This is a genomic window from Hoeflea phototrophica DFL-43 (assembly GCF_000154705.2).
GTDB lineage: Bacteria > Pseudomonadota > Alphaproteobacteria > Rhizobiales > Rhizobiaceae > Hoeflea > Hoeflea phototrophica.
In genome coordinates, this window is record NZ_CM002917.1 from 2,369,887 (window position 1) to 2,386,241 (window position 16,355).

Below are 16,355 nucleotides of genomic sequence, written 5' to 3' on the forward strand. Positions count from 1 at the left end.
ATCGTCATTACTAACAGGGAATATCACACATGACGACTGCCACTGAAATTCTCAAGCAAATCAAGGACAACGACGTCAAGTTCCTCGACCTGCGCTTCACAGACCCCAAGGGCAAGATGCAGCACGTGACGATGGATGTGTCGTGCGTGGACGAAGACATGTTCGCAGACGGCGTCATGTTCGACGGCTCCTCGATTGCCGGCTGGAAAGCCATCAACGAGTCCGACATGGTGCTGATGCCAGACACGGCGACGGCCCATATGGACCCCTTCTTCGCACAGTCGACAATGGTCGTTTTCTGCGACATTCTCGATCCGATTTCGGGCGAAGCCTACAATCGCGACCCGCGCACCACAGCGAAGAAGGCTGAAGCCTATCTTCAGGCCTCCGGTCTGGGCGATACCGTTTATATCGGCCCTGAGCCGGAATTCTTCGTCTTTGACGATGTGAAGTACAAGGCCGATCCCTACAACACCGGCTTCAAGCTCGACTCCTCGGAACTGCCGTCCAACGACGACACCGACTACGAAACCGGCAACATGGGTCACCGTCCGCGCACCAAGGGCGGCTACTTCCCTGTGCCTCCGGTCGACAGCTGCCAGGACATGCGCTCGGAAATGCTCACCGTCCTCGCTGAAATGGGCCTGGTCGTCGAGAAGCATCACCACGAAGTGGCATCTTCCCAGCACGAATTGTGCATGGTCTTCGACACCCTGACCCGCATGGCTGACAAGACCCAGATCTACAAGTACGGCGTCCACCAGGTTGCGCATGCCTACGGCAAGACCGCAACCTTCATGCCGAAGCCTGTGTTTGGCGACAACGGCTCGGGCATGCACGTTCACCAGTCGATCTGGAAGGGCGGCAAGCCAACCTTCGCCGGCGACGAATACGCTGGTCTTTCCGAGACCTGCCTGTACTACATCGGCGGAATCATCAAGCACGCCAAGGCCATCAACGCCTTCTCGAACCCGTCGACCAACTCCTACAAGCGTCTGGTTCCCGGCTATGAAGCCCCGGTTCTGCTGGCCTACTCGGCCCGCAACCGTTCGGCCTCCTGCCGTATTCCGTTCGGCTCGTCGCCGAAGGCCAAGCGCGTTGAAGTCCGCTTCGGCGACCCGACCGCCAACCCCTACCTGGCATTCGCAGCCATGCTGATGGCCGGTATGGACGGGATCAAGAACAAGATCCATCCTGGCAAGGCGATGGACAAGGACCTCTACGACCTTCCTGCCAAGGAACTCAAGAAGATCCCGACCGTTGCAGGATCGCTGCGCGAAGCGCTCGAAGCCCTCGACAAGGATCGCAAGTTCCTGACCGCCGGCGGCGTGTTCGACGACGATCAGATCGATGCCTTCATCGAACTGAAGATGGAAGAAGTGATGCGCTTCGAAATGACCCCGCATCCGGTCGAATTCGACATGTACTACTCGGTCTAAAAGCACCGCTAAATACAGAAAACTGGGGCGATCCAATCGCCCCGGTTTTTATTTGCCCGCAAAACCTCTCGGCATAACCGAGAAGACTTACTTCTTCGCCTGGCTGCCGATGAAGTCGCGCACGATGCGCACGATGCCCCGGCCCAGGACCTTGTCGAGAGCGGTGATGAACTCATCGACATGCTCGGTCCCGCAGACCAGCGGCGGCTCGAGACGGATGACATTGCGGTTATACTCGGTGAAGGCGACCAGCACATTGTGATCGCGAAGCAGTTCCGCACCGACGAAGCCGGACAGCGAACCCTTGAGCTTGTCGTCCAGCAGCGCCACCATCGGACGCAGCAGCGCCGGAAGTGTCTGGCTGAAATCCTGGAACTCGAGCCCGACCATGAAGCCGCTGCCGCGTACATCCTTGATGATCTGAGGATATTTTGCCTTGAGCTCATTGAGACGGCTGATCAGGTAGGAGCCAACCTTTTCGGCGTTGCCGATCAGGTCCTCGTCATACATCACATTGAGACCTTCGATCGCCGTGACACAGGCTTCGCCGATGCCGCCGAACGTTGCCTGGGCATGGATCATTGCCGTCTTAGGCGAACCATAGGCCTTCATGTAGACGTCACGGGTGGCAATCATCGCCGCCATGGCGCATTTGCCGGCCCCCAGTGACTTGGCGAGAGCCGTGACATCAGGCACCACGCCAGCCTTTTCAAAGGCAAAGAAGTGACCCGAGCGGCCCATTCCGCATTGCACTTCGTCGGCAATCCACAACACGCCATGCTTGTCGCAGAGCGCGCGGAGCTGCTGCCAGAATTCCACCGGCGCTTCAATGATGCCGCCGCCGCCCTGGATTGTTTCAAGGACAATGACGCCAATTTCCGGATCCGCTTCGAACGCGGCACGGATCGCGTCGATATCGCCGAAAGGCACCTTGACCGTGTTGCCGGTCAGCTGGAACTCGCCGCGATAGAGCTCGGAGTCGGTCAGCGACAACACGCCCTTGGTCTTGCCGTGGAACGAATTCTGCGCATAGACGATTTTCGGCCGCTTCGGTCCGGCAGCGCGTTCGGCCACCTTGATCGCCGCTTCCATGGCTTCCGAACCGGACGATCCCAGGAACACCATATCAAGATCGCCCGGCGCGATTTCGGCCAGGTTCTTGGCCAGCGCAGAGGCATATTGGCTCATGAACGCAATGGCGATCTCGTGGCGGTCTTCATTCTGGAACTGCTTGCGCGCCTCGATGATCCGCGGATGATTGTGGCCGAAGGCGAGTGAGCCGAAACCGCCAAAGAAATCAAGAATCTTGCGGCCGTTCTGATCGGTGTAATACATCCCCGATGCAGTTTCGATCTTGACCTTGTGGAAGCCCAGAAGCTTCATGAAATGCAGCTGGCCCGGATTGATGTGATCCTTGAACAGCTCGGTCATGTCGACCAGGCTCATGGTTTTGGCATCTGCAACGGTCAGCAGGTTCGGCCGCGAAACGCGGACTGGCGCCTTTGTGCTCTCGACGCCTTCAAGCGGCGGGGCTTCGACGGCAACGCGATTGGGTGTATCAAGCATTTCTTTGCTCCCTCGAAGCGGTTTCATTCAGCTGGTGCGACTTGTCCGGACGTGACGGAACCGCCCTGCGCTTTCTGTGCGTGGTATTCATCATAGGCAGCGATCAGCATGTCCTCATCGCGGTATTGCGGCACCCAGCCAAGCTGGCGTTCGCCCTTGCTCACGTCGAGAACACAATTCTCATCTGCGATGAGATACTGCTCGGGGTCCATGATCGGCATGTTCATCAGATCGAACAGATCCAGCGTGCGCTTGACCGCCCAGCCTGGCGTCGGAACCAGGAACGATTTCGAACCGGCATGCTTGATCAGGTCACCGAGCAGCTTGCGAACCGATGGCGGGTTCACGGAGCCGAGATTGTAGGCCTCGTTTGGCACGCCGGCCTTCCAGGCCAGCCGGGCCGCTTCGGCGCAGTCAAAGACCGAGATGAACTGGTAGGGATTTTTGCCCGAACCGATCATGGGGACCGGCAGATTGTAATCCACCAGCTTGAACAGTTTCTCGAGAATGCCAAGACGTCCTGGCCCGATGATCAACCGCGGCCGGAACAGCGAGATCGACATCCCCTTCTCACGCCACTCGGCGGCCAGGAATTCCGTGTCGAGTTTCGACTGACCATACTCTCCCAGAGGAGCTTGCGGATGCTCTTCGGTCATCGGGAACGTCAGCGTATGGCCGTAGATCATGTCCGTGGTGAAATGAACCAGCCGGTTGGCGCCAGCCTTGTCCATGGCCTCGATGATGTTCTTGGTCCCATCATAATTGACAGGATAGAAGAACTCATGGCGCTTGGCGCGTACCTGCAGCGGCGAAAGCATCTTGGCCGACAGATTGTAGACCATGTCATCAGCGGTGAGCGGAACCTTCGAGATGTCTTCCGGGCGGGTGACATCGCAGTGAATGATTTCCGCATCCCGGTAGAAATCGAGGTTCTCGTTGACGATATCCGCAATTACGACCTGCTCGCCATCGGCGATAAGTTGCTTGGCAAGATGACGGCCGACGAAACCGTCGCCGCCGAAGATAACATGCTTCATCGGGTATACTCGCTTGCTTGCTTGGACGCTGGGTTAAGGGCCACTTCCTGGGTTGAGCCAGTGCGGTCGGATTGCGCGATCAAAACCGTGCCGACGCAGATCAAGGCAATGCCTGCGATGCGCCAGCTGTTGAGATCCTCGCGAAAGACGAAATAGGCAAACACCGCAACTGCGACATAGGCCAGGCTAAGGAACGGGTAAGCGAAGGACAGCTCGACTTTCGACAGCACATAAAGATGCGACGCCATCGAGATCACGAATGTCGTCAAGCCGGCAAACACCCAGGGATTGAAGAGGATCTGGAAGACCCGGGCAATCATGGTGTCGGCGGTGAACGAAAGCGGCCCAAGTGACAGCATGCCCTGCTTAAGCATAAGCTGGGCCGCAGCATTGGTAAGCACTGTGAAAAGAATAAAGACGATGTATTTCATGTCCCGCTCCAAATTAGGATGGAACAAGATCTAGTCAGATTTCCCCAACATTAGGTTCACATGCAGCGTCAATTTTTACTTAAAACCAAAACAATCCCGTTTTGATGCGGAAGACAGACTGCAAAGGCCGCATTCATCCTAGCGGCTGAGCACAAATTCCAGTGTCGTCTTCCAGTCCGTCATCCGGATCGGCGTGCCGTGCGAACCGGTGTCGAACAGGATGAACCGCGCCGGGTAGTTTGCAGACGTGGCGCGAACCTGATCAAAAACAGCCTTTTGGCTTTGCCAAGCATAGACACTGTCTTCGCTGCCGTGGGTAAACACAATCGGCACCCTTGCCTTCACTGCCGCGCTGCGTGAAATCCCCGTGTCCGGTGCGCCCCCCAGCACAACCATACCAGCCAGGCGTGACACCACCGCCGGATCCCTTGCAAGCTTGGCGCAGATGATCGAGCCCATCGACGCGCAAGCCAGAACCACCGGTGCGGGACCTGCCAGGACCAATGCCTTGACGTCTTGCGCCCCGGTGTCGTCGAAACTGGTGATTGTCGGCGCCAGATAGGCGCCGCCATTGGCGATCATGAGATTCTTGAGCCGGTTGAAATTGCCGCCAAAGGTGTAGTCGTTCATGCCGAGACGCTGGTCCCCGCCCCGCCCATGCACAAAGATGACGGTAAAGCGCGCTGCGGCAAAATCGCCGACGACGCCGGTCTCGATGGCGCGGCCATTGGCCTGGTGTTCGGCAATGCGGCTGTGACGTTTGACCCCGAGCGACACATATCGCGAACGCACCCGCCGTTCCGGCTCCTGGTCGCGTCGGTGAATGTCACGCTTCTTGTCGTAATCGACCACCACAAACGCGCCATCTTCCGACACTGAAAGAATGCCGGGATAGGCGAAGAGCCGGTCCTTGTGTCCTCGGAGCTCGAGCGCGGATGCGGGCGATGCCACCGCCAGCGCCAGCACACAAGACACAAAAGCCGAGCACGCAAGTGCAAGAACACTGCGCAAAGCCTCATTCGTCATGATACACAGTCGCTTGAAGGTTCGGATTCTGGCACACTCCGGGTGATTCGTTTCCCAAATCTACACTAGGCTCGACCACAATATGGACGATTCCAACGATCTTTTTTCCTCCATGGGCACACAGGCTGCAAGCGCTGAGCCGAAGACGGAAATCCCGGCCGCAGCGGCACCCCAATCCAAGCAGCCGGAAGCCAAGGCAGCCAAGCCCCAGGCGCCCAAGCCCGCCGCCAAGGGTGCACCCGCCAGCGGCGATGCGTATGACGCGTCGGCCATCGAGGTGCTCGAAGGACTGGAACCGGTTCGACGCCGCCCGGGCATGTATATTGGCGGCACCGATGAACGCGCGCTGCATCATCTCTTTGCCGAAGTCATCGACAACTCGATGGATGAAGCCGTTGCCGGGCATGCCAATTTCATCGAAGTCGAGCTTGATGCGGAAGGCTATCTCACGGTTCCGACAATGGCCGCGGCATTCCAGTGGAAAACCATCCGAAGTTTCCCGGCAAATCGACGCTTGAAGTGATCATGACCGTGCTCCACGCCGGCGGAAAGTTCGACAGCAAGGTCTATGAGACATCGGGCGGCCTGCATGGGGTGGGCGTGTCTGTGGTCAACGCGCTCTCCGACGATCTTCTGGTTGAAATCGCCCGCAACCGGTGCCTCTACCGGCAACGGTTCTCACGCGGTATTCCGCAGGGCGGCCTCGAAGAAGCCGGCGAAGTCCACAACCGCCGGGGAACAAAGATCCGCTTTCACCCCGACGCGGACATTTTCGGGGCCGCGGCCCGCTTTGATCCCGGCCGGCTCTACCGCATGGCGCGCTCCAAGGCCTATCTGTTTGGCGGGGTCGAGATCCGCTGGTCCTGCGACCCGTCGCTGGTTGAAGGCACCGAGACACCGGACAAGGCCGTGTTTCACTTCCCCGGCGGGCTCAAGGATTATCTTGAAGCCTCGCTTGGCAAGGAGCATCGGGTCACGCGGGAAATCTTCGCCGGTAAGACAGAGCGGCCAGGCGGCCATGGTTCAATGGAATGGGCCGTCACCTGGTACGGCGGCGATGCCGCGATCAGCTCCTACTGTAACACCATTCCCACCCCTGAGGGCGGCACCCACGAAGCCGGACTCAGGATTGCGCTGACCAAGGGGCTAAAAGCCTATGCTGAGCTGACCGGCAACAAGCGCGCCTCCGCGATCACCACCGATGACGTGATGATTTCGTCGATCGGCATGCTGTCGGTGTTCATCCGCGAACCGGAATTCGTCGGCCAGACCAAGGACAAGCTCGCAACCGTCGAGGCTCAGCGGATTGTCGAAAACGCCTTGCGCGATCCCTTCGACCATTTCCTGGCGGATTCTCCCGCCGAAGCCGACAAGCTGCTCGAATGGGTGATCGACCGCGCCGAGGAACGGGTCCGCCGGCGCAAGGAAAAGGAAGTCAACCGCAAGACCGCCGTTCGCAAGCTGCGGCTTCCAGGCAAGCTCGCCGATTGCAGCCAGACCACCTCTGAAGGTGCGGAACTGTTCATCGTCGAGGGCGATTCGGCTGGCGGTTCCGCCAAGCAGGCCCGCAATCGCTCGAACCAGGCAATTCTGCCTTTGCGCGGCAAGATCCTCAATGTCGCCAGCGCCGGCCGGGAAAAGCTAGGTGCCAACCAGCAGATCGGCGATCTGGTTCAGGCGCTGGGCTGCGGAACAAGATCGAAATACCGCGAAGAAGATCTGCGCTATGACCGCATCATCATCATGACCGATGCCGATGTCGACGGCGCGCATATCGCGTCGCTGCTGATCACCTTCTTCTATCAGGAGATGCCGGAGCTGATCCGCCAGGGGCACCTCTATCTGGCCGTCCCGCCGCTCTACAAGATCTCCCAGGGCGGCAAGTCGCTCTATGCACGCGACGACGCGCACCGTGTGGAACTTCTCGAGACCGAATTCACCGGACGCGGAAAGGTGGAGATCAACCGCTTCAAGGGTCTGGGCGAAATGCTGCCGGCGCAGCTCAAGGAAACCACCATGGATCCGGCCAAGCGCACTCTGCTCAAGGTCGCAGTCGATATAACCGACCCGGAATCAACCCGGGAAGCGGTCGACAACCTGATGGGCACCAAGGCCGACGCCCGCTTCCGCTTCATTCAGGAACACGCGGCCTTCGCCGACAATCTGGACATCTGACCGGGAGGCGGCACTGAACGTCATCGCAACGCCGGATCCGGTTTGTGGCAGAGGCCTTGCCATCAATGCTCAGTCAGGCTGTATCCTCTCGCAGTGCGGCCATGACATCAAACACAGCAACACTGATAGCAATACGCCATTATCGCACCCTGGGGCCCCACTTCGAATTCGTAGGGAACACCGGCGGGGACGAACATCCAGTCCCCCTGTGTGAGTTCAGCCTTGCCGAAATGGATAGATCCGCCAATCATGAAGCGAATTCCATCGCCTTCATCATGGCTATGCTTGGGCGCTTTCGCACCTGGTGCAGCAGATGAAATGTAGAGCGTGGTCGCACCGTCGAAAAACACCGGAAGGCGCGTCTTCGTAAAGCCATCGGGCACATTTTTCACGGCAAGAACACTGTAGGCAAGTTCCCGCACCGTATCATCACGTGAGGTGATTATCCTTTTGGGATTGATCGAATACTTCTCTTGGATCTCTCGCAGCTCTGCAATGCAGGTCGCCAGGTCGGATGTGTTCGGATTGAAAGCCATCTCGTCTTCACTCCATCATAGAGTTGATCACGAGACAAAAATACAACCAATTTAATATTTGTCAATTTTTATACAATTTTAACGTGCTCTTGCAAGCCAACAGAGTCTGTCCTGTCCGGAGGTCACAGAGACTGCCTCAGGCAGCTTCCGCAGCAAGTGCATGGGCATAATCGCGCGAGGCCTGTCTGCGCCAATTGAGATGCAGGTGCTCGACAAGCCGCAACAACTCACCAATGGCCGGCGTCCGGTTGGCATCCACAGAATGCCTTTGCATCAACTCCTGCGTCACAGTCCCGATATCAATCCCGCCCCGCTGGCGTGATGCGGCCCGCCACATCAAGGTGGCGGTCACGAAGACCGGCGCCAGGTCGCGCTCCAGTCCGATCGAGCGATAAAGCGCCCGGATCGCGGCTTCGCGGCCGTCATTGAGAATACCGCGAACCCTGCTGTCGCTCATCCCCGACAACGCAACAACCGCAGCGGCGAAGAAATCGACATTGCCTGCGCACAGCGTGTGCATCAGGAAGGCGGGTGTCAGGCGGCCGGACATGCGCAAATGCTCAACCAGCGCGGGGATCTCCTCCGACGAAACCGTATCGGCGAGCGTCAGCGTTGCACTCACACAGGCCTCCTCGGTCACCTTGCGGCTGCGGCTGCCGCCAATGGTCGAGCGCACAAGATCGGATCCGGCTAGCGCCACTCCCAGTCTCTCCACCAGTCCCTGACGCACCTCACCGGGCAGATCGCTGCGGTCAAACAGCCGTCCACGAATTTCGGGCTCATCGCCAAAGCGTTCCGCGATCCTGCGCAACGAAACACGCGCGATCGGTGCTTGGGCATTGTCGAGCAAATCGGCAATGGATTGAACGGAACCGATTTCTCCAAGAGCCGCACTCACCGGGACCGACAAGTCACGGCGGCAAGCCACGAATTGCTGAAGCGATGTCCGGCCGCTGGCGACAATCTCGATAAGATCATTGTCACCGAGAACCGGCGACAAGGCGATGATCCGTGCCGCGACCTCGAACTGGTCTTCGGCCAGCCGCAGGATGACGCTGCGCGGCGCGTGCTCAACCAGGGCGAGACCTTCTGCAAGCGCGAGCCGCACCTTCGGCGAAGGATCATCAAGCAGATAGGCAAGCGCTGCTTCTGCGGCATGGCGTTCATCAGGGGCCATACACCCTTCACCGTACGCCTTGGTCAGTGCCACTGTGGCGCAGCATCTGTCTGTTGCTGTGGCGGTTTCAAACCATTTCAAAAATGACTTCACAATCATGGTGCGTGCATTCCCACTCGATACCTGTATGGCCAGTGTAGCGGCCAAAGGTTTACGTTCGGTTCACCATCTTTGTTAACCCGCATCACCTGCCAGCGGCCCGCCTTGCACCCGTCATCAGAAGCGGCAACTATGGGACACCAATCCAAAGAGGGTAATCAGAGCAATGCGCGGAATGTATCTTGAGGAATTCGAAGCGGGCACGCTGATTGAGCACACGCTCAGGCGCACTGTCACCGAAATGGACAACATGTTGTTTTCCAACATGACGCTCAACCCGCAGCCGCTGCACATCGATTTCGAATTCTGCAAGTCCACCGAATTCGGCCAGCCACTGGTGAATTCCCTTTTCACCCTCGGATTGATGATCGGCATTTCGGTCAACGACACGACTGTGGGGACCACCATCGCCAATCTCGGCATGACTGACGTCACATTCCCCAATCCGCTGTTCCATGGCGACACCGTACGGGTCGAGACAAAGGTGCTTTCGGTGCGCGAATCACGCTCCAAGCCCGATCGCGGCATCGTCGAGTTTGAACATCAGGCGTTCAATCAACACGACAAGCTGGTGGCCCGCTGCGTCCGCCAGGCAATGATGCGAAAGAAACCGCAATGATGATGCGTTCCCTGCTTTTTGTTCCCGGCGATTCGGAACGCAAGATGGAGAAGGCCGCAACCTGCGGCGCGGATGCGCTGATTCTCGATCTTGAGGATTCCGTTGCCCTTTCACGCAAATCAGAAGCCCGCGAGATGGTCGCGCGGTATCTTGAGAATGCTTCGCGCCTGTATCCGGCCCCCAAACTGATCGTACGGGTCAACGCACTCGACACCGGCCTGACAGATGCGGATCTGGCCGCTGTCATCAAGGCACGCCCCGATGCGGTGCTCCTGCCAAAGGCGGGATCGGGCGCCGATCTCCAGGCGCTTGGCGCCCGCATCGCGGTCGAGGAAGCAGGCGCTGGCCTGGCTGAGGGCTCAGTGCTGATTCATGCGCTGATGACCGAAAGCGCAAAGGGACTGCTCAATGCCGGAACATTCGCGGCAAAATCCGAGAGGCTAGCCGCACTTGCCTGGGGCGCTGAAGATCTGGCCGCAGACATCGGCGCCACATCCAACAAGGATGACCAGGGCAGCTACACAGATGTGTTCCGGCTGGCACGCAGCCAGACCCTGTTGGCCGCGGCCCACGCCGGGGTCGACGCAATCGATACGGTTTTTACCGATTTTCGCCACATGGCGGTACTTGAGACCGAATGCCATGCAGCCGTCCGCGACGGCTTCTCAGGCAAGATGGCCATTCATCCCGGCCAGGTCCCGGTCATCAACGCGGCCTTCACGCCTGCGCCGGAAGACGTCGAGCATGCGGTGCAGGTTCTGGCCCTGTTTGCAGCTGCCGGACCGGAAGCGGGCGTGTTGTCACTGGATGGCAAGATGATCGACAAGCCGCATCTGCGCCAGGCAGAGCGGGTGGCGCGGCGTGCGGGACTGGATCCAGCCGCCCTGCCCGCGCCTGAGCCGAACTGATCAGTTTCCGCCGCGCAGGTCCTCATAAACCTTCGGCGCGCCACTGCGGTTTTTGATTATCCCCGGCCCCATGTCGGCCTGCGCATCTCGAAGGTCTGCGAGCCGTCGGCATAATCCATGTAGCCAAGCCGTGCCAATGGCGCGACAGCGGACATGTCCAACCGGCCACCAACCAATGCTGCCTCGTTGATATGGATCCCCATGACCTGGCCGATCACCACAAACGATCCGCTCGGCGTTCCATCGAGGCCCTTGGCCTCGAACATCTCAGTCACATTGCATTCAAGAGCAGCATGGGCCTCGCCGGCGTACGGCGCGTCAACAAGCCTGCCGGGCATCATGGTCAGTCCCGCCAGATCAAACTCGTTCTCGCCATAGGGCGCGGCTACCGATGTCTGGTTCATCTTCTCGGCCAGTTCGCGGCTGACCATGCTGGTTGTAAAGACACCGGTCTCCTCGACATTGCGCACCGTGTCCTTGCGGCCTGAGGAGGAAAACATCACCATTTTGGGATGGTCCGAAATGGCGTTGAAGAAGGAGTACGGCGCAAGATTGACCGACCCGTCCTTGCCCTTGCTGCCAATCCATCCGATCGGCCGTGGCGACACGATTGCCTTGAACGGGTCATGCGCCAGGCCATGCGCGTTTGTTGCAGTCTCATAGAACATGGAACTCACTCTCCCGAAAAGGTGACCAGATCTGCCAATTCCGGCCGCACCCGCTCGCCGGGATGCATCTTCTGGGTGCCGATATGAATGAACCCGGCAACACGTTCGCCCGGCTTGACGCCCAGCAGCGGAAAGACGCCCTCGTCAAACGCAAACCACTCGGTCAACCAGTTCGATGCATAGCCAAGAGCGTGGGCCGCCATGGACAGGTTGAGGCACACGGCGCCAGCGCTGAGCACCTGCTCCCATTCAGGGATCTTGACGTGCGGCTTGGCGCAGGAAATCACGCCAATCACCACCGGCGCCCGGGTCAGCCGGTTCTTCTCGACCTTGATCATGTCTTCCGCCATGGCCGGATTGCGCGCCATCGCCACCTTGGCCAGTTCCGAAGACAGTCTTTCGCGCTCAGCGCCGGAATAGACAATAAAACGCCACGGCGCGAGTTTGCCGTGATCGGGAACGCGGCTTGCGATCGCCAACAGCTCCATGATCTCGTCCCGCGATGGGCCGGGTTCACTCATCTGAAAAGCAGGTGTTGAGCGGCGGGTTTCCAGATAGGACTTAAGCGCAGCATTGACCGGCATGTTTTCCTCGTGCATTCACAAATGGTTGGGGTTAGCCATGAAATCGCCATGGCTCTCGGTTTCAAGTGACCCCTCATCTCCCGGAAGTCAACCGGACCGGAGCGCATGAACAGACTGTCGACCGCCTTCTTCTGCACCTTGATGCTGGCCGCTATCGCCGCCCCCGCCAAAGCGCAAGATGCTTTCGGTGAGACCGTGGATCCAAACATCGTCCTGCCAGGGCTGAGCCAATATGCACCGGCATCGGCTGCAGGGGCAAACGCTGTTGTCAGCCGCAATGTCCAGATGCAGGCGGTGCTGACCGAAGATGGCGATCCGGTTGAAAACGGCCTCACCTGGCGCGTTTTCCATCCGATTCCGGGGGCAGATGGCAAATTGCCGTTGCTGGCCACCTCTGAAGGCGGCTCGGCACAGTTCGAATTCGAACCGGGCGACTATTTCATTCACGTTGCCTTCGGACGCTCTGGCGTGACCAAGAAGCTGTCGGTTCCGGCAGCTGGACCGCTTGATACCCAGCGCCTCGTGCTTGAAGCAGGAGGCCTCGTTCTCAACGCTGTTTCCGGTGTTGATATGCGCATTCCGGTCCAGCAGCTGCGCTTCAATATCTACAAGGCCGAGGAAGGCCTCGACGGGGACCAGCAATTGGTCGTCGAAGATGTCGAGCCCAACATCATCGTCCGGCTCAATGCCGGCACCTACCACATTGTCTCGGAATACGGCGGCGTCAATGCCGTGATCCGCTCGGATATCCGTGTCGAGCCGGGCAAGCTCACCGAAGCCGTCATCCAGCACCGCGCGGCTCAACTCACCCTCAAGCTTGTGTCCGAGGCAGGCGGCGAAGCAATCGCCGATACGGCCTGGTCAATCCTGACATCAGGCGGCGACGTGGTCTCCGAAAGCGTCGGCGCATTCCCGACCATCGTGCTTGCCGAAGGCGAGTACACCGCCATTGCGCGCAACAAGAGCCAGACCTATCAGCGCGAATTCACGGTTGTCGCCGGGCGCAACTCGGATATCGAAGTCCTGTTGAAATAACGCTGCCGAAACTTGCGCCGCGGCCGGTCGACCGACGGGGCCATGTCAAACACCGCCGCATAGAGCCGCGCAAGCAACTGCTTGCGGTCTTTGAGCATTGCAAGCTCGTCTGCCGGGAGCACATCACCCACCCGTGCAACAATTGCCGATCCTGACAGCCTGCGGAACTCGCGCACCAGCAACGAGGTTCGCAAGGTCATCGAAACCCGGCTTGCCAGGTGGAACAACCGCCCGCATTGGCCACCAAAATAGATCGGGATCACCGATGCCCCGGCCGCCTGCACCAGACGGGCGGGAAACATCTTCCACGGCAAATCGATGGCCCGGCCGAAGCCCTTGGGCGCAGTCGCGACGCCGCCGGCAGGAAACACCACAATGGTCACGCCCTGCTTGAGCAGCTTCACCGCCTCATGGCGGGTGCGCATGTTCATCTCGAGCGCTTCACGGGTTTCATCAAACGAGATCGGCAAGGCAAACGGAGCGATTTCCGGCACCTTCATCAAATCATTGTTGATCAGAACCCGGAACGGCCGGCCAAGCGCTTCGGCCATGGCGAGAACCGCAACTCCGTCGCCAATGCCGAAAGGATGGTTGGCGATGATCACCAATGGACCGTCCGGGACGTTGCGTGGAGGCCATTGCGAAAGGATGTCGAGGCGGATGTCGACAAGATCGAGCATCCTGGAGAACACCCGCTGCCCCTGCGGCACGACATCGGTGCGCCAGATCTCATAGAGCTTAAGATAGTCGTCGCGGCCGGACATGCTTTCAATCGAGCGAATCAGCCAGCGCTTGAAAGGCGGATGGTCCGGATTGGCGTAGCTGAGCTGTTCGAGGCGCATGTCGGTTTTCCTGCGGATGAAACAGGAAGCCGAATGACACACGGGTGCGACAGACATGTGACACCCGGCACGACAGCAAACGCCATCGCGCCGGGTTGCTGTTTGTCAGCCCGCCCGCGAAGCCTTCTCCGCGTTCTTGCGCAGAACGTCGGGAGGTGTTGCTTCCTCGGCCAGTTTCGCAATCGCATCAGCAAGCGACATCGACACCTGGTCGCGGCTGCCCAATCGGCGGACATTGACAGTCTGCTCTTCGGCTTCGCGCATCCCGCAAACCAGAATCACCGGCACCTTGGCCACGGAGTGTTCACGGACCTTGTAGTTGATCTTCTCATTACGGAAGTCGGTCTCCACCTGAAGCCCGGCGTCACGCAGCCTCTGAGCGACGGCCGCACCGTAATCATCGGCTTCAGACGTGATCGTCGCCACAACAACCTGCAACGGCGCAAACCACAGCGGCATGTGACCGGCATGGCTTTCGATCAGGATTCCAAGGAACCGCTCGAGCGAACCGCAAATCGCCCGGTGCACCATCACCGGCTGCTTCTTCTCCGAATCGGCCCCGATGTAGAAAGCGCCAAAACGCTCCGGCAGGTTGAAATCAACCTGGGTGGTGCCGCACTGCCAGTCGCGGCCAATGGCATCGCGCAAGGTGTATTCGAACTTGGGCCCGTAAAACGTCCCCTCGCCCTCATTGATACCGACCTTGATCCTACCGCCCGATTCGGCGGCCATCTTGTCGAGCACCTTGCGCAAGATATCCTCGGCATGATCCCACATGGCATCGGTGCCGACGCGCTTCTCGGGCCGGGTGGCGAGCTTGACCACCACTTCCTCGAAGCCGAAATCGCTGTAGACCGACATCATAAGGTCGTTGATCTTCAGGCACTCCGCCTCGAGCTGCTCTTCGGTGCAGAACACATGCGCGTCATCCTGGGTGAAGGCGCGCACCCGCATCAACCCGTGCAATGCGCCCGATGGCTCGTAGCGGTGCACGTTGCCGAATTCCGCCAGCCGCACCGGCAGGTCGCGGTAGGATTTCAGACCGTGCTTGAAGATCTGCACATGGCCCGGGCAGTTCATCGGCTTGAGCGCGAAGATGCGGTTGTCGGCTTCCTCGTCGTCGGGATTGGTAAAGGCATGGGCGGATTTCACCGCGAACATGTTTTCCTGGTACCAGCCCCAGTGCCCCGAGGTCTCCCAGAGGCTCTTGTCGAGGATCTGCGGCGCATTGACCTCTTCATAGTCGTTCTCGAGCCGTCGGCGCATATAGGCGAGCAGGTTCTGGAACATCTTCCAGCCCTTGGAATGCCAGAACACGACGCCCGGTCCCTCTTCCTGGAAGTGGAACAGGTCCATCTCCCGGCCAAGCCGGCGGTGGTCGCGCTTTTCGGCCTCTTCGAGCATGTGCAGATAGGCGTCGAGCTCGGCCTGATCGGCCCAGGCGGTGCCGTAAATCCGGGTCAGCATGGTGTTGTTGGAATCGCCACGCCAATAGGCGCCGGCCACCTTCATCAGCTTGAAGGCGGTGCCGATCTGTCCGGTCGACGCCATATGCGGACCGCGGCACATGTCGAACCAGTCGCCCTGGCGGTAGATTTTCAGATCCTCGTCCGAGTTGATCGATTCGATCAGCTCGACTTTGTAGGCCTCGCCCTTTTCCGCAAACACGCGCCGGGCCTCATCACGCGACCATACTTCCTTGGTGAAAGGCTTGTTGCGGGCGATGATCTCCTTCATCTTTTTCTCGATCACCGGCAGATCTTCCGGCGTGAACGGCTCGTTCTTGGCAAAGTCGTAATAGAAGCCGTTCTCGATCACCGGACCGATGGTCACCTGGGTTCCGGGAAACAGTTCCTGCACCGCTTCCGCCATGACATGCGCGGCATCGTGCCGGATCAGTTCCAGCGCGCGCGGATCGGTGCGGGTGACGATTTCCAGCGCGCCATCGCGGACCGGATCGCTCAGATCGGTGAGTTCACCATCGAGCGCGATCGCGACAGCCTTCTTGGCCAGCGACTTGGAAATCGATTCCGCGACCTCGCGGCCGGTCGTGCCGGCCGGGTATTCGCGCTTGGAGCCATCGGGAAATGTAAGGGAAATGGCGGACGCCATGGCAGTCTCTCCTTGGTCCAGTCCCGCCTACGAACGCGGGTGGTTGAGTTTGTTTGTGTGCGCGGACGCGTTTACGCGCTTTGGGCAAGACGGGCAAGTGT

General features: G+C 59.3%; 14 protein-coding genes and 1 pseudogene. 5 read left to right on the plus strand and 10 right to left on the minus strand.

What is annotated here, in order from left to right; all coding sequences use genetic code 11:
• The first annotated feature begins 29 nt into the window (after nt 1-29).
• Complete coding sequence (glnA, locus tag HPDFL43_RS11275; protein ID WP_007197468.1) at nt 30-1,439, plus strand: type I glutamate--ammonia ligase; 1,410 nt, start codon at nt 30-32, stop codon at nt 1,437-1,439.
• Nucleotides 1,440-1,526: 87 nt separating this feature from the next.
• Here the strand turns inward: glnA and HPDFL43_RS11280 are convergent, their stop codons facing one another.
• From HPDFL43_RS11280 to HPDFL43_RS11295, 4 genes are all read right to left on the minus strand, one after another.
• Nucleotides 1,527-3,005, minus strand: a complete 1,479-nt coding sequence (locus HPDFL43_RS11280; protein WP_007197469.1) for an aspartate aminotransferase family protein — start codon at nt 3,003-3,005, stop codon at nt 1,527-1,529.
• Between the two features lie 23 nt (nt 3,006-3,028).
• Nucleotides 3,029-4,042, minus strand: a complete 1,014-nt coding sequence (locus tag HPDFL43_RS11285; RefSeq protein WP_007197470.1) for an NAD-dependent epimerase/dehydratase family protein — start codon at nt 4,040-4,042, stop codon at nt 3,029-3,031.
• Nucleotides 4,039-4,473: an EamA family transporter gene (locus HPDFL43_RS11290; RefSeq protein ID WP_007197471.1), complete on the minus strand. Its 435-nt coding sequence runs from the start codon at nt 4,471-4,473 to the stop codon at nt 4,039-4,041. The genes HPDFL43_RS11285 and HPDFL43_RS11290 overlap by 4 nt, the downstream gene beginning before the upstream one ends.
• Before the next feature lie 138 nt (nt 4,474-4,611).
• Nucleotides 4,612-5,499 (minus strand): alpha/beta hydrolase, encoded by an 888-nt coding sequence (locus HPDFL43_RS11295; RefSeq protein WP_052093188.1) that lies wholly within the window; start codon nt 5,497-5,499, stop codon nt 4,612-4,614.
• An 82-nt stretch (nt 5,500-5,581) separates the two neighbouring features.
• Here HPDFL43_RS11295 and parE point away from each other — a divergent pair.
• Nucleotides 5,582-7,674: pseudogene (gene parE, locus HPDFL43_RS11300) on the plus strand (DNA topoisomerase IV subunit B).
• A 107-nt stretch (nt 7,675-7,781) separates the two neighbouring features.
• Here parE and HPDFL43_RS11305 read toward each other — a convergent pair.
• Together HPDFL43_RS11305 and HPDFL43_RS11310 are read right to left on the minus strand one after the other, a co-directional pair.
• A complete protein-coding gene (locus HPDFL43_RS11305) occupies nt 7,782-8,210 on the minus strand; it encodes a cupin domain-containing protein (protein WP_007197474.1) in 429 nt (142 codons plus the stop codon).
• 136 nt (nt 8,211-8,346) lie between these two features.
• Nucleotides 8,347-9,387, minus strand: coding sequence for a DUF2336 domain-containing protein (locus HPDFL43_RS11310; protein WP_245271044.1), 1,041 nt, complete (start codon nt 9,385-9,387; stop codon nt 8,347-8,349).
• A 265-nt stretch (nt 9,388-9,652) separates the two neighbouring features.
• On the opposite strand from HPDFL43_RS11310, the gene HPDFL43_RS11315 reads away from it, so the two are divergent.
• Together HPDFL43_RS11315 and HPDFL43_RS11320 are read left to right on the plus strand one after the other, a co-directional pair.
• Nucleotides 9,653-10,105: a MaoC family dehydratase gene (locus tag HPDFL43_RS11315; protein WP_040449204.1), complete on the plus strand. Its 453-nt coding sequence runs from the start codon at nt 9,653-9,655 to the stop codon at nt 10,103-10,105.
• 2 nt (nt 10,106-10,107) lie between these two features.
• The gene (locus HPDFL43_RS11320; RefSeq protein WP_052093298.1) at nt 10,108-11,013 is read left to right on the plus strand and encodes an HpcH/HpaI aldolase/citrate lyase family protein; all 906 of its coding nucleotides are present in this window, start codon (nt 10,108-10,110) and stop codon (nt 11,011-11,013) included.
• Between the two features lie 56 nt (nt 11,014-11,069).
• Here the strand turns inward: HPDFL43_RS11320 and HPDFL43_RS11325 are convergent, their stop codons facing one another.
• Nucleotides 11,070-11,681 (minus strand): flavin reductase family protein, encoded by a 612-nt coding sequence (locus tag HPDFL43_RS11325; protein ID WP_007197478.1) that lies wholly within the window; start codon nt 11,679-11,681, stop codon nt 11,070-11,072.
• Between the two features lie 5 nt (nt 11,682-11,686).
• Complete coding sequence (locus HPDFL43_RS11330) at nt 11,687-12,265, minus strand: nitroreductase family protein (RefSeq protein WP_040450109.1); 579 nt, start codon at nt 12,263-12,265, stop codon at nt 11,687-11,689.
• Nucleotides 12,266-12,370: 105 nt separating this feature from the next.
• On the opposite strand from HPDFL43_RS11330, the gene HPDFL43_RS11335 reads away from it, so the two are divergent.
• Complete coding sequence (locus HPDFL43_RS11335; RefSeq protein WP_040449205.1) at nt 12,371-13,300, plus strand: hypothetical protein; 930 nt, start codon at nt 12,371-12,373, stop codon at nt 13,298-13,300.
• Here HPDFL43_RS11335 and HPDFL43_RS11340 read toward each other — a convergent pair.
• Nucleotides 13,240-14,142, minus strand: coding sequence for a lysophospholipid acyltransferase family protein (locus tag HPDFL43_RS11340; RefSeq protein WP_007197481.1), 903 nt, complete (start codon nt 14,140-14,142; stop codon nt 13,240-13,242). The two genes, HPDFL43_RS11335 and HPDFL43_RS11340, sit on opposite strands and share 61 nt — an antisense overlap.
• 105 nt (nt 14,143-14,247) lie before the next feature.
• A complete protein-coding gene (thrS, locus tag HPDFL43_RS11345) occupies nt 14,248-16,254 on the minus strand; it encodes a threonine--tRNA ligase (protein ID WP_007197482.1) in 2,007 nt (668 codons plus the stop codon).
• Between the last annotated feature and the right edge of the window lie 101 nt (nt 16,255-16,355).

Excerpts from the sequence above, each read along its gene's own strand:
- HPDFL43_RS11315 (WP_040449204.1), top strand. The coding sequence starts at position 9,653 with ATGCGCGGAATGTATCTTGAGGAATTCGAAGCGGGCACGCTGATTGAG.
- HPDFL43_RS11295 (WP_052093188.1), bottom strand. The coding sequence starts at position 5,499 with ATGACGAATGAGGCTTTGCGCAGTGTTCTTGCACTTGCGTGCTCGGCT.
- HPDFL43_RS11280 (WP_007197469.1), bottom strand. The coding sequence starts at position 3,005 with ATGCTTGATACACCCAATCGCGTTGCCGTCGAAGCCCCGCCGCTTGAA.
- HPDFL43_RS11310 (WP_245271044.1), bottom strand. The coding sequence starts at position 9,387 with ATGGCCCCTGATGAACGCCATGCCGCAGAAGCAGCGCTTGCCTATCTG.
- thrS (WP_007197482.1), bottom strand. The coding sequence starts at position 16,254 with ATGGCGTCCGCCATTTCCCTTACATTTCCCGATGGCTCCAAGCGCGAA.
- HPDFL43_RS11340 (WP_007197481.1), bottom strand. The coding sequence starts at position 14,142 with ATGCGCCTCGAACAGCTCAGCTACGCCAATCCGGACCATCCGCCTTTC.
- HPDFL43_RS11305 (WP_007197474.1), bottom strand. The coding sequence starts at position 8,210 with ATGGCTTTCAATCCGAACACATCCGACCTGGCGACCTGCATTGCAGAG.
- HPDFL43_RS11290 (WP_007197471.1), bottom strand. The coding sequence starts at position 4,473 with ATGAAATACATCGTCTTTATTCTTTTCACAGTGCTTACCAATGCTGCG.
- HPDFL43_RS11320 (WP_052093298.1), top strand. The coding sequence starts at position 10,108 with ATGCGTTCCCTGCTTTTTGTTCCCGGCGATTCGGAACGCAAGATGGAG.
- HPDFL43_RS11335 (WP_040449205.1), top strand. The coding sequence starts at position 12,371 with ATGAACAGACTGTCGACCGCCTTCTTCTGCACCTTGATGCTGGCCGCT.
- glnA (WP_007197468.1), top strand. The coding sequence starts at position 30 with ATGACGACTGCCACTGAAATTCTCAAGCAAATCAAGGACAACGACGTC.
- HPDFL43_RS11325 (WP_007197478.1), bottom strand. The coding sequence starts at position 11,681 with ATGTTCTATGAGACTGCAACAAACGCGCATGGCCTGGCGCATGACCCG.
- HPDFL43_RS11330 (WP_040450109.1), bottom strand. The coding sequence starts at position 12,265 with ATGCCGGTCAATGCTGCGCTTAAGTCCTATCTGGAAACCCGCCGCTCA.
- HPDFL43_RS11285 (WP_007197470.1), bottom strand. The coding sequence starts at position 4,042 with ATGAAGCATGTTATCTTCGGCGGCGACGGTTTCGTCGGCCGTCATCTT.